Annotated in this window: 12 protein-coding genes; 3 read left to right on the forward strand and 9 right to left on the reverse strand. The window is 66.7% G+C overall.

All coding sequences use genetic code 11. The features are described from left to right. Positions 1-42: 42 nt before the first annotated feature. Complete coding sequence (locus tag ACQR1L_RS30245; RefSeq protein WP_434861568.1) at positions 43-2,568, reverse strand: YbcC family protein; 2,526 nt, start codon at positions 2,566-2,568, stop codon at positions 43-45. Positions 2,569-2,581: 13 nt separating this feature from the next. Then, positions 2,582-4,168: an NADH-quinone oxidoreductase subunit L gene (locus tag ACQR1L_RS30250; protein ID WP_434861569.1), complete on the reverse strand. Its 1,587-nt coding sequence runs from the start codon at positions 4,166-4,168 to the stop codon at positions 2,582-2,584. Between the two features lie 113 nt (positions 4,169-4,281). On the opposite strand from ACQR1L_RS30250, the gene ACQR1L_RS30255 reads away from it, so the two are divergent. Continuing rightward, complete coding sequence (locus ACQR1L_RS30255) at positions 4,282-5,169, forward strand: LysR family transcriptional regulator (RefSeq protein ID WP_434861570.1); 888 nt, start codon at positions 4,282-4,284, stop codon at positions 5,167-5,169. Between the two features lie 481 nt (positions 5,170-5,650). Here ACQR1L_RS30255 and ltrA read toward each other — a convergent pair whose 3' ends face one another. The 5 genes from ltrA to ACQR1L_RS30280 all read right to left on the reverse strand — a co-directional run bounded on the left by ltrA (position 5,651) and on the right by ACQR1L_RS30280 (position 10,648). After that, on the reverse strand, positions 5,651-7,033 hold the full coding sequence (gene ltrA / locus ACQR1L_RS30260) for a group II intron reverse transcriptase/maturase (RefSeq protein WP_434861571.1): 1,383 nt from the start codon (positions 7,031-7,033) through the stop codon (positions 5,651-5,653). 929 nt (positions 7,034-7,962) lie between these two features. After that, complete coding sequence (locus ACQR1L_RS30265) at positions 7,963-8,112, reverse strand: hypothetical protein (RefSeq protein ID WP_172132221.1); 150 nt, start codon at positions 8,110-8,112, stop codon at positions 7,963-7,965. A gap of 376 nt (positions 8,113-8,488) precedes the next feature. Next, positions 8,489-9,340 carry a protein-L-isoaspartate O-methyltransferase family protein gene (locus ACQR1L_RS30270; RefSeq protein WP_434861572.1) on the reverse strand — a complete coding sequence of 284 codons (852 nt, stop codon included), beginning with the start codon at positions 9,338-9,340 and terminating at the stop codon, positions 8,489-8,491. Between the two features lie 149 nt (positions 9,341-9,489). Continuing rightward, a complete protein-coding gene (locus ACQR1L_RS30275; RefSeq protein WP_434861573.1) occupies positions 9,490-9,813 on the reverse strand; it encodes an immunity 53 family protein in 324 nt (107 codons plus the stop codon). Positions 9,814-9,973: 160 nt separating this feature from the next. Further along, entirely contained in the window at positions 9,974-10,648 is a 675-nt protein-coding gene (locus tag ACQR1L_RS30280) for a GntR family transcriptional regulator (RefSeq protein WP_434861574.1), read from the reverse strand. Positions 10,649-10,799: 151 nt separating this feature from the next. Here ACQR1L_RS30280 and ACQR1L_RS30285 point away from each other — a divergent pair, with 151 nt between their 5' ends. Together ACQR1L_RS30285 and ACQR1L_RS30290 are read left to right on the forward strand one after the other, a co-directional pair. After that, positions 10,800-12,002 carry an ABC transporter substrate-binding protein gene (locus tag ACQR1L_RS30285; RefSeq protein WP_434861575.1) on the forward strand — a complete coding sequence of 401 codons (1,203 nt, stop codon included), beginning with the start codon at positions 10,800-10,802 and terminating at the stop codon, positions 12,000-12,002. A gap of 69 nt (positions 12,003-12,071) precedes the next feature. Further along, positions 12,072-12,782 carry a hypothetical protein gene (locus ACQR1L_RS30290; protein WP_434861576.1) on the forward strand — a complete coding sequence of 237 codons (711 nt, stop codon included), beginning with the start codon at positions 12,072-12,074 and terminating at the stop codon, positions 12,780-12,782. On the opposite strand, the gene ACQR1L_RS30295 is transcribed toward ACQR1L_RS30290, so the two are convergent. Continuing rightward, positions 12,772-13,620 (reverse strand): tetratricopeptide repeat protein, encoded by an 849-nt coding sequence (locus ACQR1L_RS30295; protein WP_434861577.1) that lies wholly within the window; start codon positions 13,618-13,620, stop codon positions 12,772-12,774. The genes ACQR1L_RS30290 and ACQR1L_RS30295 overlap by 11 nt on opposite strands. Positions 13,621-13,892: 272 nt before the next feature. Beyond that, positions 13,893-14,840: an alpha/beta fold hydrolase gene (locus tag ACQR1L_RS30300; RefSeq protein WP_434861578.1), complete on the reverse strand. Its 948-nt coding sequence runs from the start codon at positions 14,838-14,840 to the stop codon at positions 13,893-13,895. Between the last annotated feature and the right edge of the window lie 8 nt (positions 14,841-14,848).

Genomic DNA, 14,848 nt, shown 5'->3' on the forward strand with positions numbered 1-14,848 from the left:
TCGCGCGGCGCGCCTTGCCCCCGGCGAGGCGCGCCGCCGGATTCATGCAGCCCTCCAGTCGCCGGGGCGGACGCAGCGCCGGATCGTTCCCTGATCGCCGAGGGAATGCAGCATCACCCAGCCATTGACCACGAGATCGCGCACGCCCTGATGGCGTTGCATCACCTCGTCCATCGCGGCCTCCGGCGCCGCGATGAAGACGTTCAGACGCACCGGCTCATGGATGAAGCGGCTGCCGTCATGCACGGACTGCCAGGGCAGCCCGACCCTGAGATCGCCGGCATTGCCTTCGAGCACGCCGAGCTGGCCGACGATGTTGTGCAGCACCTTGTTGCCGCTGCCGAAGGCGGAATTGTTCACGGTCGAACCGTAATATTGCAGATTGATCCAGCTCGCGACCACCATCGGCGCCGTCATGATCAGCTCCAGCGTGCGATGGCCGTCGTCGCGTGCCGCCTCGTAGGAGTGCAGGAAGGCGCGGCCGCCGAGATCGAGCCCCCGGGTGAAGCTCCGCGGCGCGGCGATGAAGGCGGCGTTGCCGGCGAGCCCCCATTCGGGGCGCACCTGCGACCAGTCGCGGCTGCGCGCGATCACGGCGTCGTCGACATCGGATGTGTCGCGGATGCCGAGCAGCGCGCTACGCTCGAGCCGCGCCAGCCGCGCGGCGTCGTTCAGCCGCGCCTTGAGCCGCGACAGATCCTGCGCGAGCACCGCGGGAACCTCATCCTCGTCGAACAGCGTCACCGTGTCGGTCGTCGTGTCGTGCAGCGCGCCGATGAACCAGCAATCGGCGGGGATGTCGATGCCCTTGGCCCGCAGCCCCTCGCGGACGCGCCAATCATTCAGCACGGCCGCCGCCACTCGCGCATTGGCTTCGCCGGTGTGACCACCGCAGGCGCCGCAATCGAGCCCGGAGGCGTGCGGATTGTTGACGGTCGTGCTGCCATGTCCGGCGAGCAGCACCAGCCGCGCGAACGGCCCGGTCATCGACATCGCCTTCAGCACCGCCTCGGCCATCGCGACGCGCTGCGCGTCGTTGAAGCCGGTGATCCGCCCGCCGAGCTCGCCCGGCGTCAACCGCGGCTGGACCCGCGCGGCGATCTCCGGATCGAGTCCATCCACCACCGGCGACGGCACGGGCCGCGTCACGCCCAGGCTGTCGGTCGCGATCTTGGCGGCAAAGCCGAGGCCGGCGGTCTCGACGAAGGAGAACGACGACACGGCCGAGACCTTGAACGACTTCCACGCCTTGGCCGCGCGCCGCCGCAACAGCCGTAGGCCGAGCACCTCGGCCTGCTCGACATCGTCGGCGTCCTTGACCGCCTCGCAGACGATGAAGGCCGGCTTGAGCAGCACCGGGCACTGCGCGCCGCCTTTGCTGTGGCCGATCGGGACGTATTCAATCGGGAAGCCGAAGAATCCGGCGAAGCCGATCGTCTCGGCCTCGGGATAGGCCGTCTCCAGCGCGCGCCGGAAGATCTCGGAGCGCACGTCGATGCAGAACGCGGCCTGCACCGGCGGCCGCGCCGGCAGCCGCGCGATCGCCGCCTGCGTGCTGTGCGCGGCGAGCCTGGCGACGACCTTGCTCCGGAACGCGATCTCATAGGCCTCGTGCAGGACGAGATCGATCGCGAGCTCCGGCGTCGCGTCCAGCCGGTGATCGGCCGGCAGCTTTGCCGCCTCCGCCATGGCCTGCGCCCAGGCCGCCTTGAAGGCGTCGTCGGTGCGCGCCTGGAACAGCGCGAAGCCCCAGGCGAGCCGGATCGCCAGCAGCTCCGTCAGCGTCTCGTCCCGCCGGCCGTCGAGCTGCGCGCTCCAGCCGATGTAGCGCGCATAGGCCGACCAGCCGCCGAGATCGAACAGCGCGCGCACCAGATAGTCCTCGACCGCCCGCTCCGGGATGCCCAGCCGGTCGACGATCAGCCCGATCGCCTGCACCGGGTCGGACGGCAGTTCGGCGATCGCCTTGCGGAAGCCGGTGAGCCCCATCATTTCCGGATTGCGGTCGCAGGCCGCCAGCGTCCGCCACGCCGCATACGGCTTCAGCTTGCGCACCGGGCTCGGCCAGCTCGCCTGGCCCTCATCGAAATAGGTGGCGCAGAACGCCGAGATCTCGTCGATCATGAAGGCGACCAGCGAGACGTAGCGATCGCCCTCGGCGAGCCGGTCGAGCACCTCGGCCACGGTCGCCACCACGGCGGGCGGCGATGACGGCCCGGCCTCGGCGCGTGCCTTCTGCTTCAGCGCCTCGACATCGAGGCCGGTCGAGGGATGAAGCGCGAGCGCCTGCGCCAGCGCTGCATCGTCGATCCGGCCGTCGTCGAGCGCCTGCCGGTAGTAGGCCCGCGGCATCAGCATCCGCGTGCGCACCACGCGCTCGAAGGTCGCCGCCGTCGCGGCGAAGCTCTGCGAGGTGAAGCCGAGGAATGGGTTCACCGCGACGAAATGCTTCAGCGGCCACAGCGGCGCGACCCGCTGGCAGGCGCTGTCGATGCGGGCTATCAGCGCGGCATCGGCGGCGGTGTCGATCGGGTCCGTCGTCGTCATGGCAAGGGCGGCCTGGGTCATGGGAAATCTCGGATCACGGGTTGGACGGCGAGGAGGTGGAGGTGCGGGGCCAGACCGTCAGCACGAGACGGTTGGCGAGCGTGTTGAGATAGAGGCCGTTGCGCAGGTGGACGTAAGCTGCGATCCAGAACGGCGCGTCGGCGCGGCGCATCATCTGGTTCTGGAACACGGTGACGGCCGCGAACGAGACCACCACGGCGACCGCGATCAGCATCGGCACGACGCCGTCGATCGGGCGCGAGGCGGGGAAGCTGCCGGCCACCAGCCAGGCCATGCCCGTCTGCAGCGCGAAGTACACGATCGCGACACCGACGGCGGTGACTGCGGCGCGGGCGATGACGAAGCCGTTCGGCCGCTCGTCGATCGCATTGGCCATCAGATGCACCAGCCCCATCAGCAGCACCGCGCCGAGCGCGATCTGCGCGGGGTTGCTGCGCAAGGTCATGCCGAAGGCGAGCCCGGTCAGCAGCGCGAGACCGATCACGGCGGCCAGCGCCAGGATCAGCCGTGCCGCATGCGGCTGGCCGCCGGGGCTCGGCGTCCACGACGCCCGGGCGAGATCGATGATGCTGCCCGAGGACAGGAAGGCGTGCGCCTTGTAGAGCGAGTGCGCCACGATGTGCAGCAGCGCCGCGGAGAACGCGCCGAGGCCGCATTGCAGCAGCATGAAGCCCATCTGCGCGACGGTCGAATAAGCCAGCTGCACCTTGACCGAAGTCTGCGTCAGCATCACCAGCGAGCCGAACAGCGCGGTGGCGCCGCCGACGACCGCGAGCACGTCGAGCGCCGGTGTTGCCAGCAGCAGCACGTCGCTGAGCCGGAGCACCAGGAAGCCGCCGGCATTGATGATGCCGGCATGCAGCAGCGCCGACACCGGCGTCGGCGTCTCCATCACCTCGATCAGCCAGCCATGCAGCGGCAGCTGCGCCGACTTCAGCATCGCGGTCGCGACGATCAGCAGCGCGGCGATCGTGACGACGGCCGATCCCGCTCCCTCGCCGGCGCGCGCCTGGGCAGCGAGGCCGCCGAGCTCGAGCGTGCCGAACCGGATGTAGAGCAGCAACGCGGCAAGCGCGAGGAAGGCGTCGCCGAGCCGGCTGGCCACGAATTTCTTGCGCGAGGCGCGGATCGCCGCGGGCCGCGTGTCGTAGAACAGCAGCAGCTTGCCGAGCGACAGGCTGGTTGCGACCCAGGCGACGAACAGCACGACCATGTTGCCCGCGATCGGCAGCGTCAACACGGCGGCCAGCGTCAGCAGCAGCCACCGCGTGAACCGGACCTGCCCCGGATCGCCGTCGAGATAGTTGCGGCTGTAGCGCACGACGACGAGGCCGATGAAGCTGACCAGCACGATGAGGATCGCAGCCAACGCATCGAGCTGCAGCGACAGGCCGAGCCCGAAGGCGCCGAGCAGCGGCGTCCGCCCTGCCCCGAACAATGCTGCGGCGAGGCTCGCGGTGACGGCAATGGCGAAGGCCAGCGCCGCCGCCCCGATCGCGCGGCGGGCGACGGTCCGGGCGCCGGCATCGGTGCCGGCGAACGCGGCAACACAGAGCGTGAGCGGCGCGAGCGCCGCGAGGCAGGGGAGAAGCTGGGTCATGGGGGCTCGGACGATTGATCACATGAGACGGTGGCCCCACGTCTTAACGGCCCCGAAGCCTTCTTAAAATTTCAATCATTGAACACGATCGTTAGAGATTATAGAACGATATCATGCCGCACCTGAACTACCACCACCTGCGCTATTTCTGGATCATCGCCACCGAAGGCAGCATGAGCCGCGCCGCGCAGCGCCTCAACGTGTCGCCGTCCTCGCTGTCGATCCAGTTGAAAGCGCTGGAGGATCAGCTCGGACAGAGGCTGTTCGAGCGCACCGGTCGCTCATTGCAGCTGACCGAGGCCGGCCGCATCGCGCTCGACTACGCCGGCAGCGTGTTCAAGTCCGGCCACGAGCTGATCGAGGCCTTGTCAGGCCTGCGGCCCGGACGGCAATTGCTGCGGGTGGGCGCGGCGGCCAATCTGTCGCGCAACTTCCAGATCGCGTTCCTGCGGCCCCTGCTCGGCCGTAGCGATGTCGAGCTCATCATCCGCACCGGCCAGTTCGCCGACCTGCTGGAGCAGCTCGACGCGCACAAGCTCGACCTAGTGCTCGCCAACCACCCGGCGGCGCCGGATACGCGCAGCAGTTTCGAGAATACGCTGATCGACGAGCAGCGCGTCAGCCTGGTCAGCCGCAAGCCGTCCAAGCCCGCCCGCTTTCGCTTTCCGCAGGACCTCGCGACGATGCCGGTGATCCTGCCCGGCCGCGGAAGCGCGCTGCGCTCGGCCTTCGATGCGCTGGTCGGGTCGAGCGGCATCCGCCCGATCATCGCCGCCGAGGTCGACGACATGGCGATGCTGCGCCTGATGGCGCGCGAGAGCGGCAGCGTCACCCTGGTGCCGTCGATCGTCGTGATCGATGAACTGCGCACCGGCGTGCTGGTCGAGCGCGCGCGGCTCGGCGCCCTGAAGGAGCAGTTCTTCGCCGTCAGCCAGCAGCGTCGCTACCCGAACCCGCTGGTCGCCGAGCTGATCGGATCGCGCGGCAAGAAGGCGGGCTGAGGCCATACCACTCGCTGCCCGATACAGCGCCCTCTCCCCCAAGGCGAAGCGAAGCTTCGCCTTGGGGGAGAGGGCGCATTCACGAGCAGCGCGCTCATTTCCAACGCCTGTCCTCACATGTGAGGACAACGCTATTACACATGGACATACTACACGGATGTCAAACAGCATAACACACGGGATCGCGCTCTCGCGACCAGAATGGCCCGAGCTTTGCGCATCATCACCCTCCGCTGATCACGGGAGGGCGCAGGGAAGGCCGGACCTCGACTGAGGCCAGTGGCCCCCGTGCGGAAAAAGAATGCACGGGGCAGGAACCACAGGTTCAGCCGGACAGACCCGGCCTTCCCTGCGCGGTGGCTTTACGAGTAGAGTCGAGGAAGGGCGCGGTGGCTTGGGCCATGCGGCAACGCCCCGTTTCCCTTCCCCGCTCATCGAACCGGACGTGCGCCTTTCGCGCATCCGGCTCCCGGGCAAGCTCTCATGCCTTCGCCCACGGCAGGTGACGCGTCAGCCCCGGCAGCCGAACCAGCCCCAACGTTTCGTAGAGGTAATGGTCGGGGAAGCGATGTCCCCCTCGGCCGGGAATCCGGTGCTTTTCGCATAACCACTGGCGCAGCCGATGATTGGCGTGGGCATCGACCGCCCTGTAGGCCGGTGAGACCGGCCCGAGACGGAAGTAGTTCGCCCACCCGGTGAGCTTGGCGTTGAGCCGCTTCACCACCTTCTCGGCTGATAGCAACGTCCGGTTCCGGCCTGTCTCGTCCCCGATCGCATCGCAGATTCGCTTGATGCTCTTCTTCGACGGTTTCGAGTTGAGATGTGCCTTCCCGGTCTTTCGGGAGTAGCACCGTCCGAACGTGTAGCCCAGGAAGTCGAACCGCTCTTCCGGCAGACGGCAGATGCGCGTCTTGTCTTCGTTGACCGCCAGTTGCAGTTTCTTGATCGCCTCTCGCATCGTCTGCATGGCGACGTCGGCCGTACCCTTGCAGCAGATCACCAGGTCGTCGGCATAGTTGACCATGACGGCCTTCAGCCGCCGCCGCGCGCCCGATTGTCTCCACCACAACACCAGCCGTCGCATGTACAGGTTCGCCAGCAGCGGGGAGATCGGCGAGCCCTGCGGGATGCCGCGGTGCTCGTCCCGATTCAGCGTGGTCCGACGCTTGCGTCCGCAATCGTCCGTCTCCTCGACCGGCGCCTCGATCCACATCTTGATCAGATGCAGCATGTGCCGGTCGGAGATCCGGCGCGCCACCGATTTCATCAGCGGTCCGTGCGGTATCTCGTCGAAGTAGCCACGCAGGTCCGCGTCGACGACGGCCGTGTACCCCAGATTGAGCAGGCGGTTCACGGTCTCCACCGCATCCAGCGCAGTCTTGCCGGCGCGGTACGCATATTGCTCCGGATCCAGATCGGCTTCGAAGATGGGCTCGAGCACCAGCATCGCCGCCGTCTGAACCACCCGGTCGCGTATCGTCGCGATCCCCAGAGGTCGCATTTTCTTGCTGTTCGGCTTCGGAATCCAGACCCGTCTGACCGCTTGCGGCCGATACGTCTTGTTCCTGAGCTCTTCCGCCAGTTCCCCGAGCCACGGATTCCAGCCAGTGTCGACGTCCGGGCTCTTGCGATCCGCGGACGATCCACCTTGGCCTCCATACGCCTCGATGTCATCGAACGTCTGACCATCCACGCCAGCCGCGCCGCCATTGGCTTTGCACCTGGCATAGGCGAAGCTCAGAACATCCGCCCGATACATCTTGTCGTACAGAAGATAGAACCTGAACTCGGGTTCTGCCTTCGCTTTCGCATGTAACGCAGTCTGCAGCTTCCGGACACTTGGTGGAGTTTCGAGGTGACCCAATCTCCCCTCCCGCGCCACGTCCTACATCGGCTTGAACGAGGGCTCCTTCCCTCCACCGGCGTTACCCGGCTTCCCCGGTACTACGAGCCCATCCGACTCCCCGCCGCGCCCGGCCCGACCTTCACAGGCCTCCGGTTGGTCTCTCGCTCGACCGCGCGATGGGGTCTCCCGTGTTGCTTCGGTTCTCGCTATGGACGTGCCGTCGTCATTACCCCGGTGGAGCCCCTGGGTGCGCCTGTCGTTCTCTTCCCCAGCGATGCCAGCTTTCCCTGTAATAAGGCCAGGTCAGCCTCCACATCGAACTTTTCGAGGCCTGCTCAACGTTCACTCGCGTTACAGCCCGCCCACTCGCCAAGTCACCTCGTGACCCTCTCCACCGGAGGCTTCAGCCGGGTCGTTGCCTTGCCGACTGCTCCGATTGCTACCGGCTGGAACGACCTTTGCCGGAAGGGACTTTCACCCTCTCAAGAACCGCGCCTTTCCACGGCGCACGTTATACGCGATCTCCCCGGTGTCCGGCTCTTAGCCACCGTCGCCCGCGCGCTTCGTCAAGACAGCGCAGCGAGCTTGACGCCAGCATCGGGGCGTCAGGACCAAGCGATTTCATCGTGCGCAGCGGATCGTTCGTCGGCATGATTGCTCACGCTGCGACCCACCGCGCCCACCGCGTCCAGCCTCCCACGCTCGTGACGACCGCGATACGCCCCTCCTCGCGGAGACCGGACGCGCACAGACTACACGAGCTTTTAATTCTGTAAATCAGAATGTTTTTCGTCGCGGGGCTGGACAGGTTTTCGCAACGCCCGCCTGTCGGGCAAATCAGTCGCGCGATGCGCGGCTTTGGAGCCTGCGTCGCCAGAGACCAAGGATCTTCGGCGTGTCTCCCAGATCCTTCCGTGAACTGGGAGCACGATCGTGGCGACAGCGGATCAGAACATCGCAGGCGGGCTGAGATTGACACCGTGCTGGACCAGCACGAGAGACGCGACGACGCCGGTAAGTGCGAACATCGTCACCAGGCCGAAGCCGGAATTGAGGGCGTGGGGACCAAGTAGTTTTCGCGCGATCATCTTCAACATGAATGTGTCCTCCTGGAAATATCAACGCGCATCACTAGAGGGAGGGCGCGTTACCGGGAAGTTTCCGGGCATCGAGAAGGGAGTTGGCCGCATAGCGCGTGGTGAATGCATCCTTGAATGCGCAAGGCGGCCAGCATGAAGCCTGCTTAACGCTGACGGGGGGGGTGAAATTGATGAGCTACGCGCGGTATGCGGGCGCACGAAAAATGTGAGTATCGTGCAGCTCTCCCGCCTGGAGATCGCGATGCCGGCAGCAGGGGTGGACTGCTGGCGCGGGCAGGACGCGTTTGCTGGTGATGATGCACGTCTTTGCCGGTGCACCCGCCCGGCACGACGGTGGCATGGTAACCGTTCGGCTGCTTCCGATGCAGTCGAACTAGTCCGTCCCAGGAGCGGTCACCTCTCTGGTCGACAGCCACCAGCCGTCGCCCGCGAACCAGCAGCTCTCATCGGGCGCATCATCGAGATGGAGCGAGCGTACGGCGTCCCATCTGCCGGAGAAGGCTTCGCTCAAGCGACGGCCTCCCTCGTCGTCCTGAAGGCCGACGCAGCCGATGAATCCGGCGCGGCTGACGAACGTGGCCGGCCACGCCGCGCCCGTGCTGGGACGGGTGATCAGCAGCATGCCGCCGAACACGTCCTGTGGCGCCAGCGGGAAAAGCAGGCGTCCCCCAGGCCGCAGGCTGTTCAGCCAGCTCGGGCTTGGCTTCGCCGCCCCGGCGCAGACGTAGATGACGTCGGCCGGCGGCAGCTCCGCCTCGGCGCCGGATTGTGTGCGCAGCCCGACGTTCGACAGGTCCTTCAGGTTCTCGCGCGCCCGCGCCGCCATCGCCTCGTCGATCTCATAGCCGTAGACTTGACCTTGGGGACCGACCAGTTGCGCGAGGATGGCTGTGTAGTAGCCGCTGCCAACCCCGATCTGCACCACGGTGTCCGCCGGCTTGATCTTGCAGGCGCCGAGCCAGAGCGCGTGCGCAGCGGGCTGGCCGATGTTGATGCCGCGCTCATGGTCCAGAGCGAGCAGCAGGTTCTGGTACAGAAACGCCGGATCATCGTCGGGCGTCTGCACATAGGGATGGCCGCCGATGATCATCCACCAGGGACCCGGTCCCGCAAAGGGCTCGCGCCTGACCGCGCGAAACGCCTCCTCGATGCGTGCATCATCGTGTTTCGCGGAGGCGCAGATCAACTTGGCATAGAACGAACGATACTTTTCCGACCGATCCACGAGGCGGCCTCCCCGGACTTTCTGGCGACGTTTACCGGTATCATATGCCGGCTGACCCGATCGGTCACCAGAAATCCCGGCAGCGCTGCTGTCCTTCCTGGTCGCAGAATGCACCCTTTGCGTCGCCGCGGGACGCGCGAGTGTTGCGCTCAGTGCGCGGCATTCCGCGCGGCCGCAACCGCCCAGGCCAGGAAGATCGCGATCACATCGACGAGATGATCGGGACCACAAAAGGCCTCGAACACCTCGCTCTGGATGCGGCAGTGGCACCAATCGTCATCGTCATCGCCCTGCACCTTCACCTCGGTGAACGGCCGCCCGGCCAAACCGGTGGATGAGAGGTCGATCCGGAGCGACCACCCTGGACTGTCCAGGGTCCCGATCCGGATTCCGGACAGCGGGTCCCACTGGCCGTCGCATTGGGCGGCGTACCAGTCCTGAAGGGCCCTCAGAGATTCGTGCTGGTCCCGCATGGTCATCTCATTCGTTGGCGTCCTGCAGCCCGTGACGCGCAGGAGCCGCAGAGGTCGGTCGCACGCATGCTGGTCAGGCGCGGCGGGGGCAGGATGACGCAAGCCGGCGCGTTACGCGAGAGCCGCCGGAGCACAGTCCGCGGCTGCGCTGTCATCTCCCTCACCTCGCCGCGCTCAGCGCGGCGGACGCGAGCAGCGCCGCTTCGATCGTGTCCCGGGTCTTGCCGAGATGCGCCGTCATGACATTTACCGCCCGCTCGGTGTCGCGGGCCAGCGCCGCCTCCATCAGGTCGCGGTGCTCTCGCGCGACGTCGCGATGACCGCGATCGGCCTTGCGGGCGAGGTCCAGATAGCGCTCATTATGGACGAACAGCAGATCGCGCACCCGCATCATCCACACGCTGCCGCAGGCCTGGGCGAGCGCGGCGTGAAACTCGCCATGCGCGATGGTCCAGGCCGGCGAGAAGCTGCCGTCGGCGGCGGCGATCGGCGTCGCCGCCATGCGGTGATGGGCGGCAACCACGGCCGTCTCCCAGGCGAGATCGCCGTTGGCGATCGCCCGGCGCAGGCACTTGGTCTCGATCTCGATACGCATCTCGGTGAGATCACGGAGATCGGCGACCGACACCGGCGCCACGCGGAAGCCGCGCTGCGGCATCGCCGTCACCAGCCCCTCCGCCGTCAGCCGCGCCAGCGCCTCGCGGATCGCCCCGGGACTGACCGAGAACGCCGAGCCGAGCTCGCTGATCTTCAGCTTCTCCTCCGGCCGGTAGAGGCCGGAGAGCAGGCTGGCACGCAATTGCTCATAGACGGTCTGGGTCGCGCTTCCGGACATGGGAGGACTCAATGGCATCGCGCGCGACCATAACAGACTCAAAAAATAGATTTTCATACAAAAATATATTTTTTGTTTGCGACGGACGCGGAGGCAAGCCTATGCTGCCAACAAAACGCCGCCGATCGAGCGGCCTTCAGGGGAGGAGTCCATGCGAAGCGTCATCGCAGCCGCAGGTCTGGTGGTCATGTCGTCGGTGCTGGCGCCTGGCACGCGCGCCGAGGATCAGCCCGGCATCACCGCGAGCGAAATCCGCATCGGCCAGACCATGCCCTATAGCGGGCCGGTGTCCGCCTTCGGCATCCTCGGCAAGGGCGAGGTGGCCTATTTCGAGATGGTCAACGACCGCGGCGGCATCAACGGCCGCAAGGTCAACCTGATATCGCTCGACGACAGCTATGTGCCGCCGAAGACGGTCGAGCAGACGCGGCGGCTGGTCGAGAGCGACGAGGTGTCCTTCATCTTCTCGACCATGGGCACCGCGCACAACACCGCCATCGCCAAATATCTATCGGCCAAGAAGGTGCCGCAGCTGTTCGTGGCCTCCGGCGCCTCGAAGTTCGGCGACCCCGCACAGTTTCCGTTCGCGCTGATGGGCGTGATGGCGCCGTTCCGCAACGAGGCGCGGATGTATGCACGCTACGCGCTGCAAAAGAAGCCGGACGCGACATTCGCGATCCTCGCGCAGAACGACGATTTCGGCCGCGACTATCTTGCCGGGCTGAAGGACGTGCTCGGCGAGCGCTTCGACACGGCGGTGACGGTGGCAAGCTATGAGTCGACCGAGCCGACCATCGACTCGCAGATCGTAAAGCTGAAATCGAGCGGCGCCGACGCGCTGATCATCGCCGCGACGCCGAAATTCGCCGCGCAGGCGATCCGCAAGACCTTCGAGATCAATTGGCGGCCGATGACGTTCCTCACCAATGTCTCGGTGTGGATGTCCTCGGTGATGGAGCCGGCCGGGCTCGAAGCCGGCACCGGCATCATCTCGACCGCCTACGTCAAGGACCCGCTCGATCCGGCCTGGGCCGATGATGCCGGCGTCAAGGGCTGGCGCGAGTACATGGCGAAATACGTCCCCGACGGCGACATCCGCGATTCCAACTACGTCAACGGCTACAACAACGGCATGGTGCTGGAGCACGTGCTGAAGGCCGCCGGCAACGACCTGTCGCGCGAGAACATCCTGAAGCAGGCGCTGTCGATCAAGGATCTCGATCTGCCGATGCTGCTGCCGGGCATCAGGGTCAGCACATCGGAGGGCGACCACCTGCCGGTCGAGCAGGTGCAGTTCATGCGCTTCACCGGCAAGCAGTGGGAGCGGTTCGGCGAGGTGCTCTCGACCAAATAGCGGCGGGTTGGCGTTTCGGCGCCGGAGGCGTAGACCTCTCCTGTCGACCACAGGAGAGCCGCGGCGCCGATGTCCGAGACTGATGCCCTCACGCTGAAATTCCGCTGCCCGCGGGAGCTCGACGGCCTGATCCCACCGCCGGTGCCAGCGCCGATGGGCATTCCCGACTGGGTCAAGGCGATGCCGGCCACCGCGTTCAGTCAGCTCAACCAGGCGGAGGAGCAGACGGTCAAGCGCTGCCCGCCGTTCATCGATGCGATGACGGCCGGCTTCCTGATTCCGCTGGTCTGCGACCTCAAGGTCGAGGACGGCGGCATCAGTTGGGACAACGAGCTGCCGCCGGGCGGGGCGATCGATTTTCCGCGCTCGCCGGTCAGCTTCCACGACGTGTCGCAGGTCACGGGCTCGCCGCTGTTCGAGGCCGACCGCTTCCTGCTGAAGTTTCACAATCTGTGGACGATCGAGGCGCCGGAGGGCTGGTCGCTGCTGTTCACGCATCCGCTCAACCGCTTCGACCTGCCGTTCACCACCGTGACGGGGCTCGTCGACAGCGACCGCTTTCACGACAGCTTCGTGCATTTCCCGGCGCATTGGCACGACATGTCATTTCGTGGCGTGCTGCCCAGGGGCACGCCGGTCGCGCAATGCGTTCCGGTGAAGCGACAGGATTGGGCGATGCAGACCGCGCCGTTCACCGACGAGGACGTGGCCGAGATTCACAGCGTCCGCGACGCCCTGAAGCGCGAACAGGGCCTGTATCGCAAGCAGTTCAGGGCTTGACCGCCCCTGCCCCGTCGGCGCCGAGGAATCTCGCGGCGTCGCTCGGGCGGAAGAAGAAGCGGCCGTGCGAGCTGACGGCCATCGTGTAGGCGGCGCGGCTGAGCAGATGCGGCCGGCCGCGCATCACCGTGCGCAGCGCGGTCTCGGCGCCGGCGCGGTCGCCCAGCTCCATCAGGCACATCGCGAGATTGGCGCGGGTCTGGGTGTCCTCGGGGCGCAGGCCCAGCGCGTGCTTGTAGGTCCCGGCCGCGTCCGCGTAGTCGCCGTCGAGGAACTGCACCCAGGCGAGCTCGATCAGGATGTCGGGACGGCCGGGCGCGGCGTCGCGCGCCGCGACGAAGTTCTCGCGCGCCCGCGCGCGCTGGTTGGCCTGCAGGCAGAGCCGTCCGAGATCGAGCTTGAGATCGACGCTGTCGGGGGCCAGCGCCAGCGCCTCCTCTATGACGGATATCGCTTCCGCGATCTGGCCGGATTTCGCAAGCCGCCCCGCCAGTTCCTGGAACGCGGGGAGGAACGGCGGCCGCCGCGCCGCAGTCCTGCGCAGTTGCGCGAGGCCGTCAGCCGCGCGCCGGGAGTCGCAGAGCGCGGCGCCCAAGAGCGTCTCGATCTCGGGATCGGGGCTGCGCGACGCTGCCTTTTCCAGCGGCGCAACCGCCTCGGCGGCGCGCTGCTGCCCGAGCAGCGCATGGGAATGGACAAGCAGCGCGGCGCGATCGGTCTTGGCGGTACGCAGGATCGAGGCGGCGATCTGCTCGGCGCGCGCGAATTGCCGCCCACGCAACGCATGGATCGCCTCCTGCAGCGCCTGCGCCTGCAACCTGTTCTGCGCCTTGCTCACGATCCATCATCACCAAGCGAGGGGAACGATAGGTCTAGCCCGCGAGGAGATGAGGTGTCCAGCAAACAGGCGGATGCTGCTCCTGGGTCGGACCGAGCTCAATAAGCTTCCTCACCGTCATTCCGGGGCAATCGGCGATGCGCGGCCGCGCGTCGACGATTGAACCCGGAATCTCGAGCTTGTTGAAAAAGAATTCCAGGCCATGTTCGAGATTCCGGGTTCAAGGCCTTTCGGCCTTGCCCCGGAATGACGCCGGGTTTGGGGCAATCAGCTCAACCGAACAGCGGCGTGCCCGGGACGAAGGCGTCGAACGCGGCCCAGAACTGCGAGCGGTAGCGGTCCTGTTCCTGCAGGATCTCATGCTTGGCGCCGGCGATGACGAGATGCGAGCCGGCGCGCAAGTGATAGGCGAACTCCTCGATCGCCGCGGTCGACACCACGGTGTCGCTGGAGGCGGCCAGCATCAGGATCGGCTGGCGGATCTGCGACGGATAGGTCATGCCGCGAAACGTCATCATTGCCGAAAATGCGGCATCGGCCCAGGCCACGGTGGGCGAGGCAATGCCGAGCGTCGGATCCTCCTCGAGGATCGCGGCGTTGCGGGCGTAGCGCACGGGATCTGATGTCAGCGGATTGTTGACGAAGGGCGCGAGCCCGCTCATCTCGTCATTGCCGCCGGGCACGTAGCGGCCGCCCTGCCCCGCGATCCGCATCGCGCGCAGCAGCAGGCGCGCCGGCAGCGAGGTGCGGTTGCCCGGCAGATCGATCATTGGCGCCGACAGCACGACGCGGTCGAACCAGCGTTTGCCGGCATGGGCGAGCCGCAGCAGCACGGTGCCGCCCATCGAATGCGCCAGCGCGAAGTAAGGCGGCGGGCAGTCCGGCAGCACCACTTCGGTGACGAAGGTCTCGACGTCGAGCTCGTAGTCGGAGAACGAGCGCACGTAGCCTTTGCGGGAATCGCGCAAGCGCCGCGACGAATGGCCCTGGCCGCGCCAGTCGATGATGGCCACCGCAAAGCCGCGGTCGCGCAGATCGCGCACCGTCTCGAAATACTTCTCGATCGACTCGCTCCGGCCGGTGAACACGCACACGGTGCCCTTGCGCCCGGCCGGCGGAGCCCAGCGCGCAAAGCGCAACTCGGCGCCATCAGGGGTCTTGATGGTGCCGGAGGTGGCGTTTTCGGGGACGGGATTGGCGGGAATCGAGACGAGCGTCATGAGGCGCC

The sequence above is a fragment of the Bradyrhizobium sp. HKCCYLR20261 genome (genome assembly GCF_051168435.1).
Lineage (GTDB): Bacteria > Pseudomonadota > Alphaproteobacteria > Rhizobiales > Xanthobacteraceae > Bradyrhizobium.

Excerpts from the sequence above, each read along its gene's own strand:
- ACQR1L_RS30245 (WP_434861568.1), bottom strand. The coding sequence starts at position 2,568 with ATGACCCAGGCCGCCCTTGCCATGACGACGACGGACCCGATCGACACC.
- ACQR1L_RS30250 (WP_434861569.1), bottom strand. The coding sequence starts at position 4,168 with ATGACCCAGCTTCTCCCCTGCCTCGCGGCGCTCGCGCCGCTCACGCTC.
- ACQR1L_RS30255 (WP_434861570.1), top strand. The coding sequence starts at position 4,282 with ATGCCGCACCTGAACTACCACCACCTGCGCTATTTCTGGATCATCGCC.
- ACQR1L_RS30265 (WP_172132221.1), bottom strand. The coding sequence starts at position 8,112 with ATGTTGAAGATGATCGCGCGAAAACTACTTGGTCCCCACGCCCTCAAT.
- ACQR1L_RS30275 (WP_434861573.1), bottom strand. The coding sequence starts at position 9,813 with ATGCGGGACCAGCACGAATCTCTGAGGGCCCTTCAGGACTGGTACGCC.
- ACQR1L_RS30280 (WP_434861574.1), bottom strand. The coding sequence starts at position 10,648 with ATGTCCGGAAGCGCGACCCAGACCGTCTATGAGCAATTGCGTGCCAGC.
- ACQR1L_RS30285 (WP_434861575.1), top strand. The coding sequence starts at position 10,800 with ATGCGAAGCGTCATCGCAGCCGCAGGTCTGGTGGTCATGTCGTCGGTG.
- ACQR1L_RS30290 (WP_434861576.1), top strand. The coding sequence starts at position 12,072 with ATGTCCGAGACTGATGCCCTCACGCTGAAATTCCGCTGCCCGCGGGAG.
- ACQR1L_RS30300 (WP_434861578.1), bottom strand. The coding sequence starts at position 14,840 with ATGACGCTCGTCTCGATTCCCGCCAATCCCGTCCCCGAAAACGCCACC.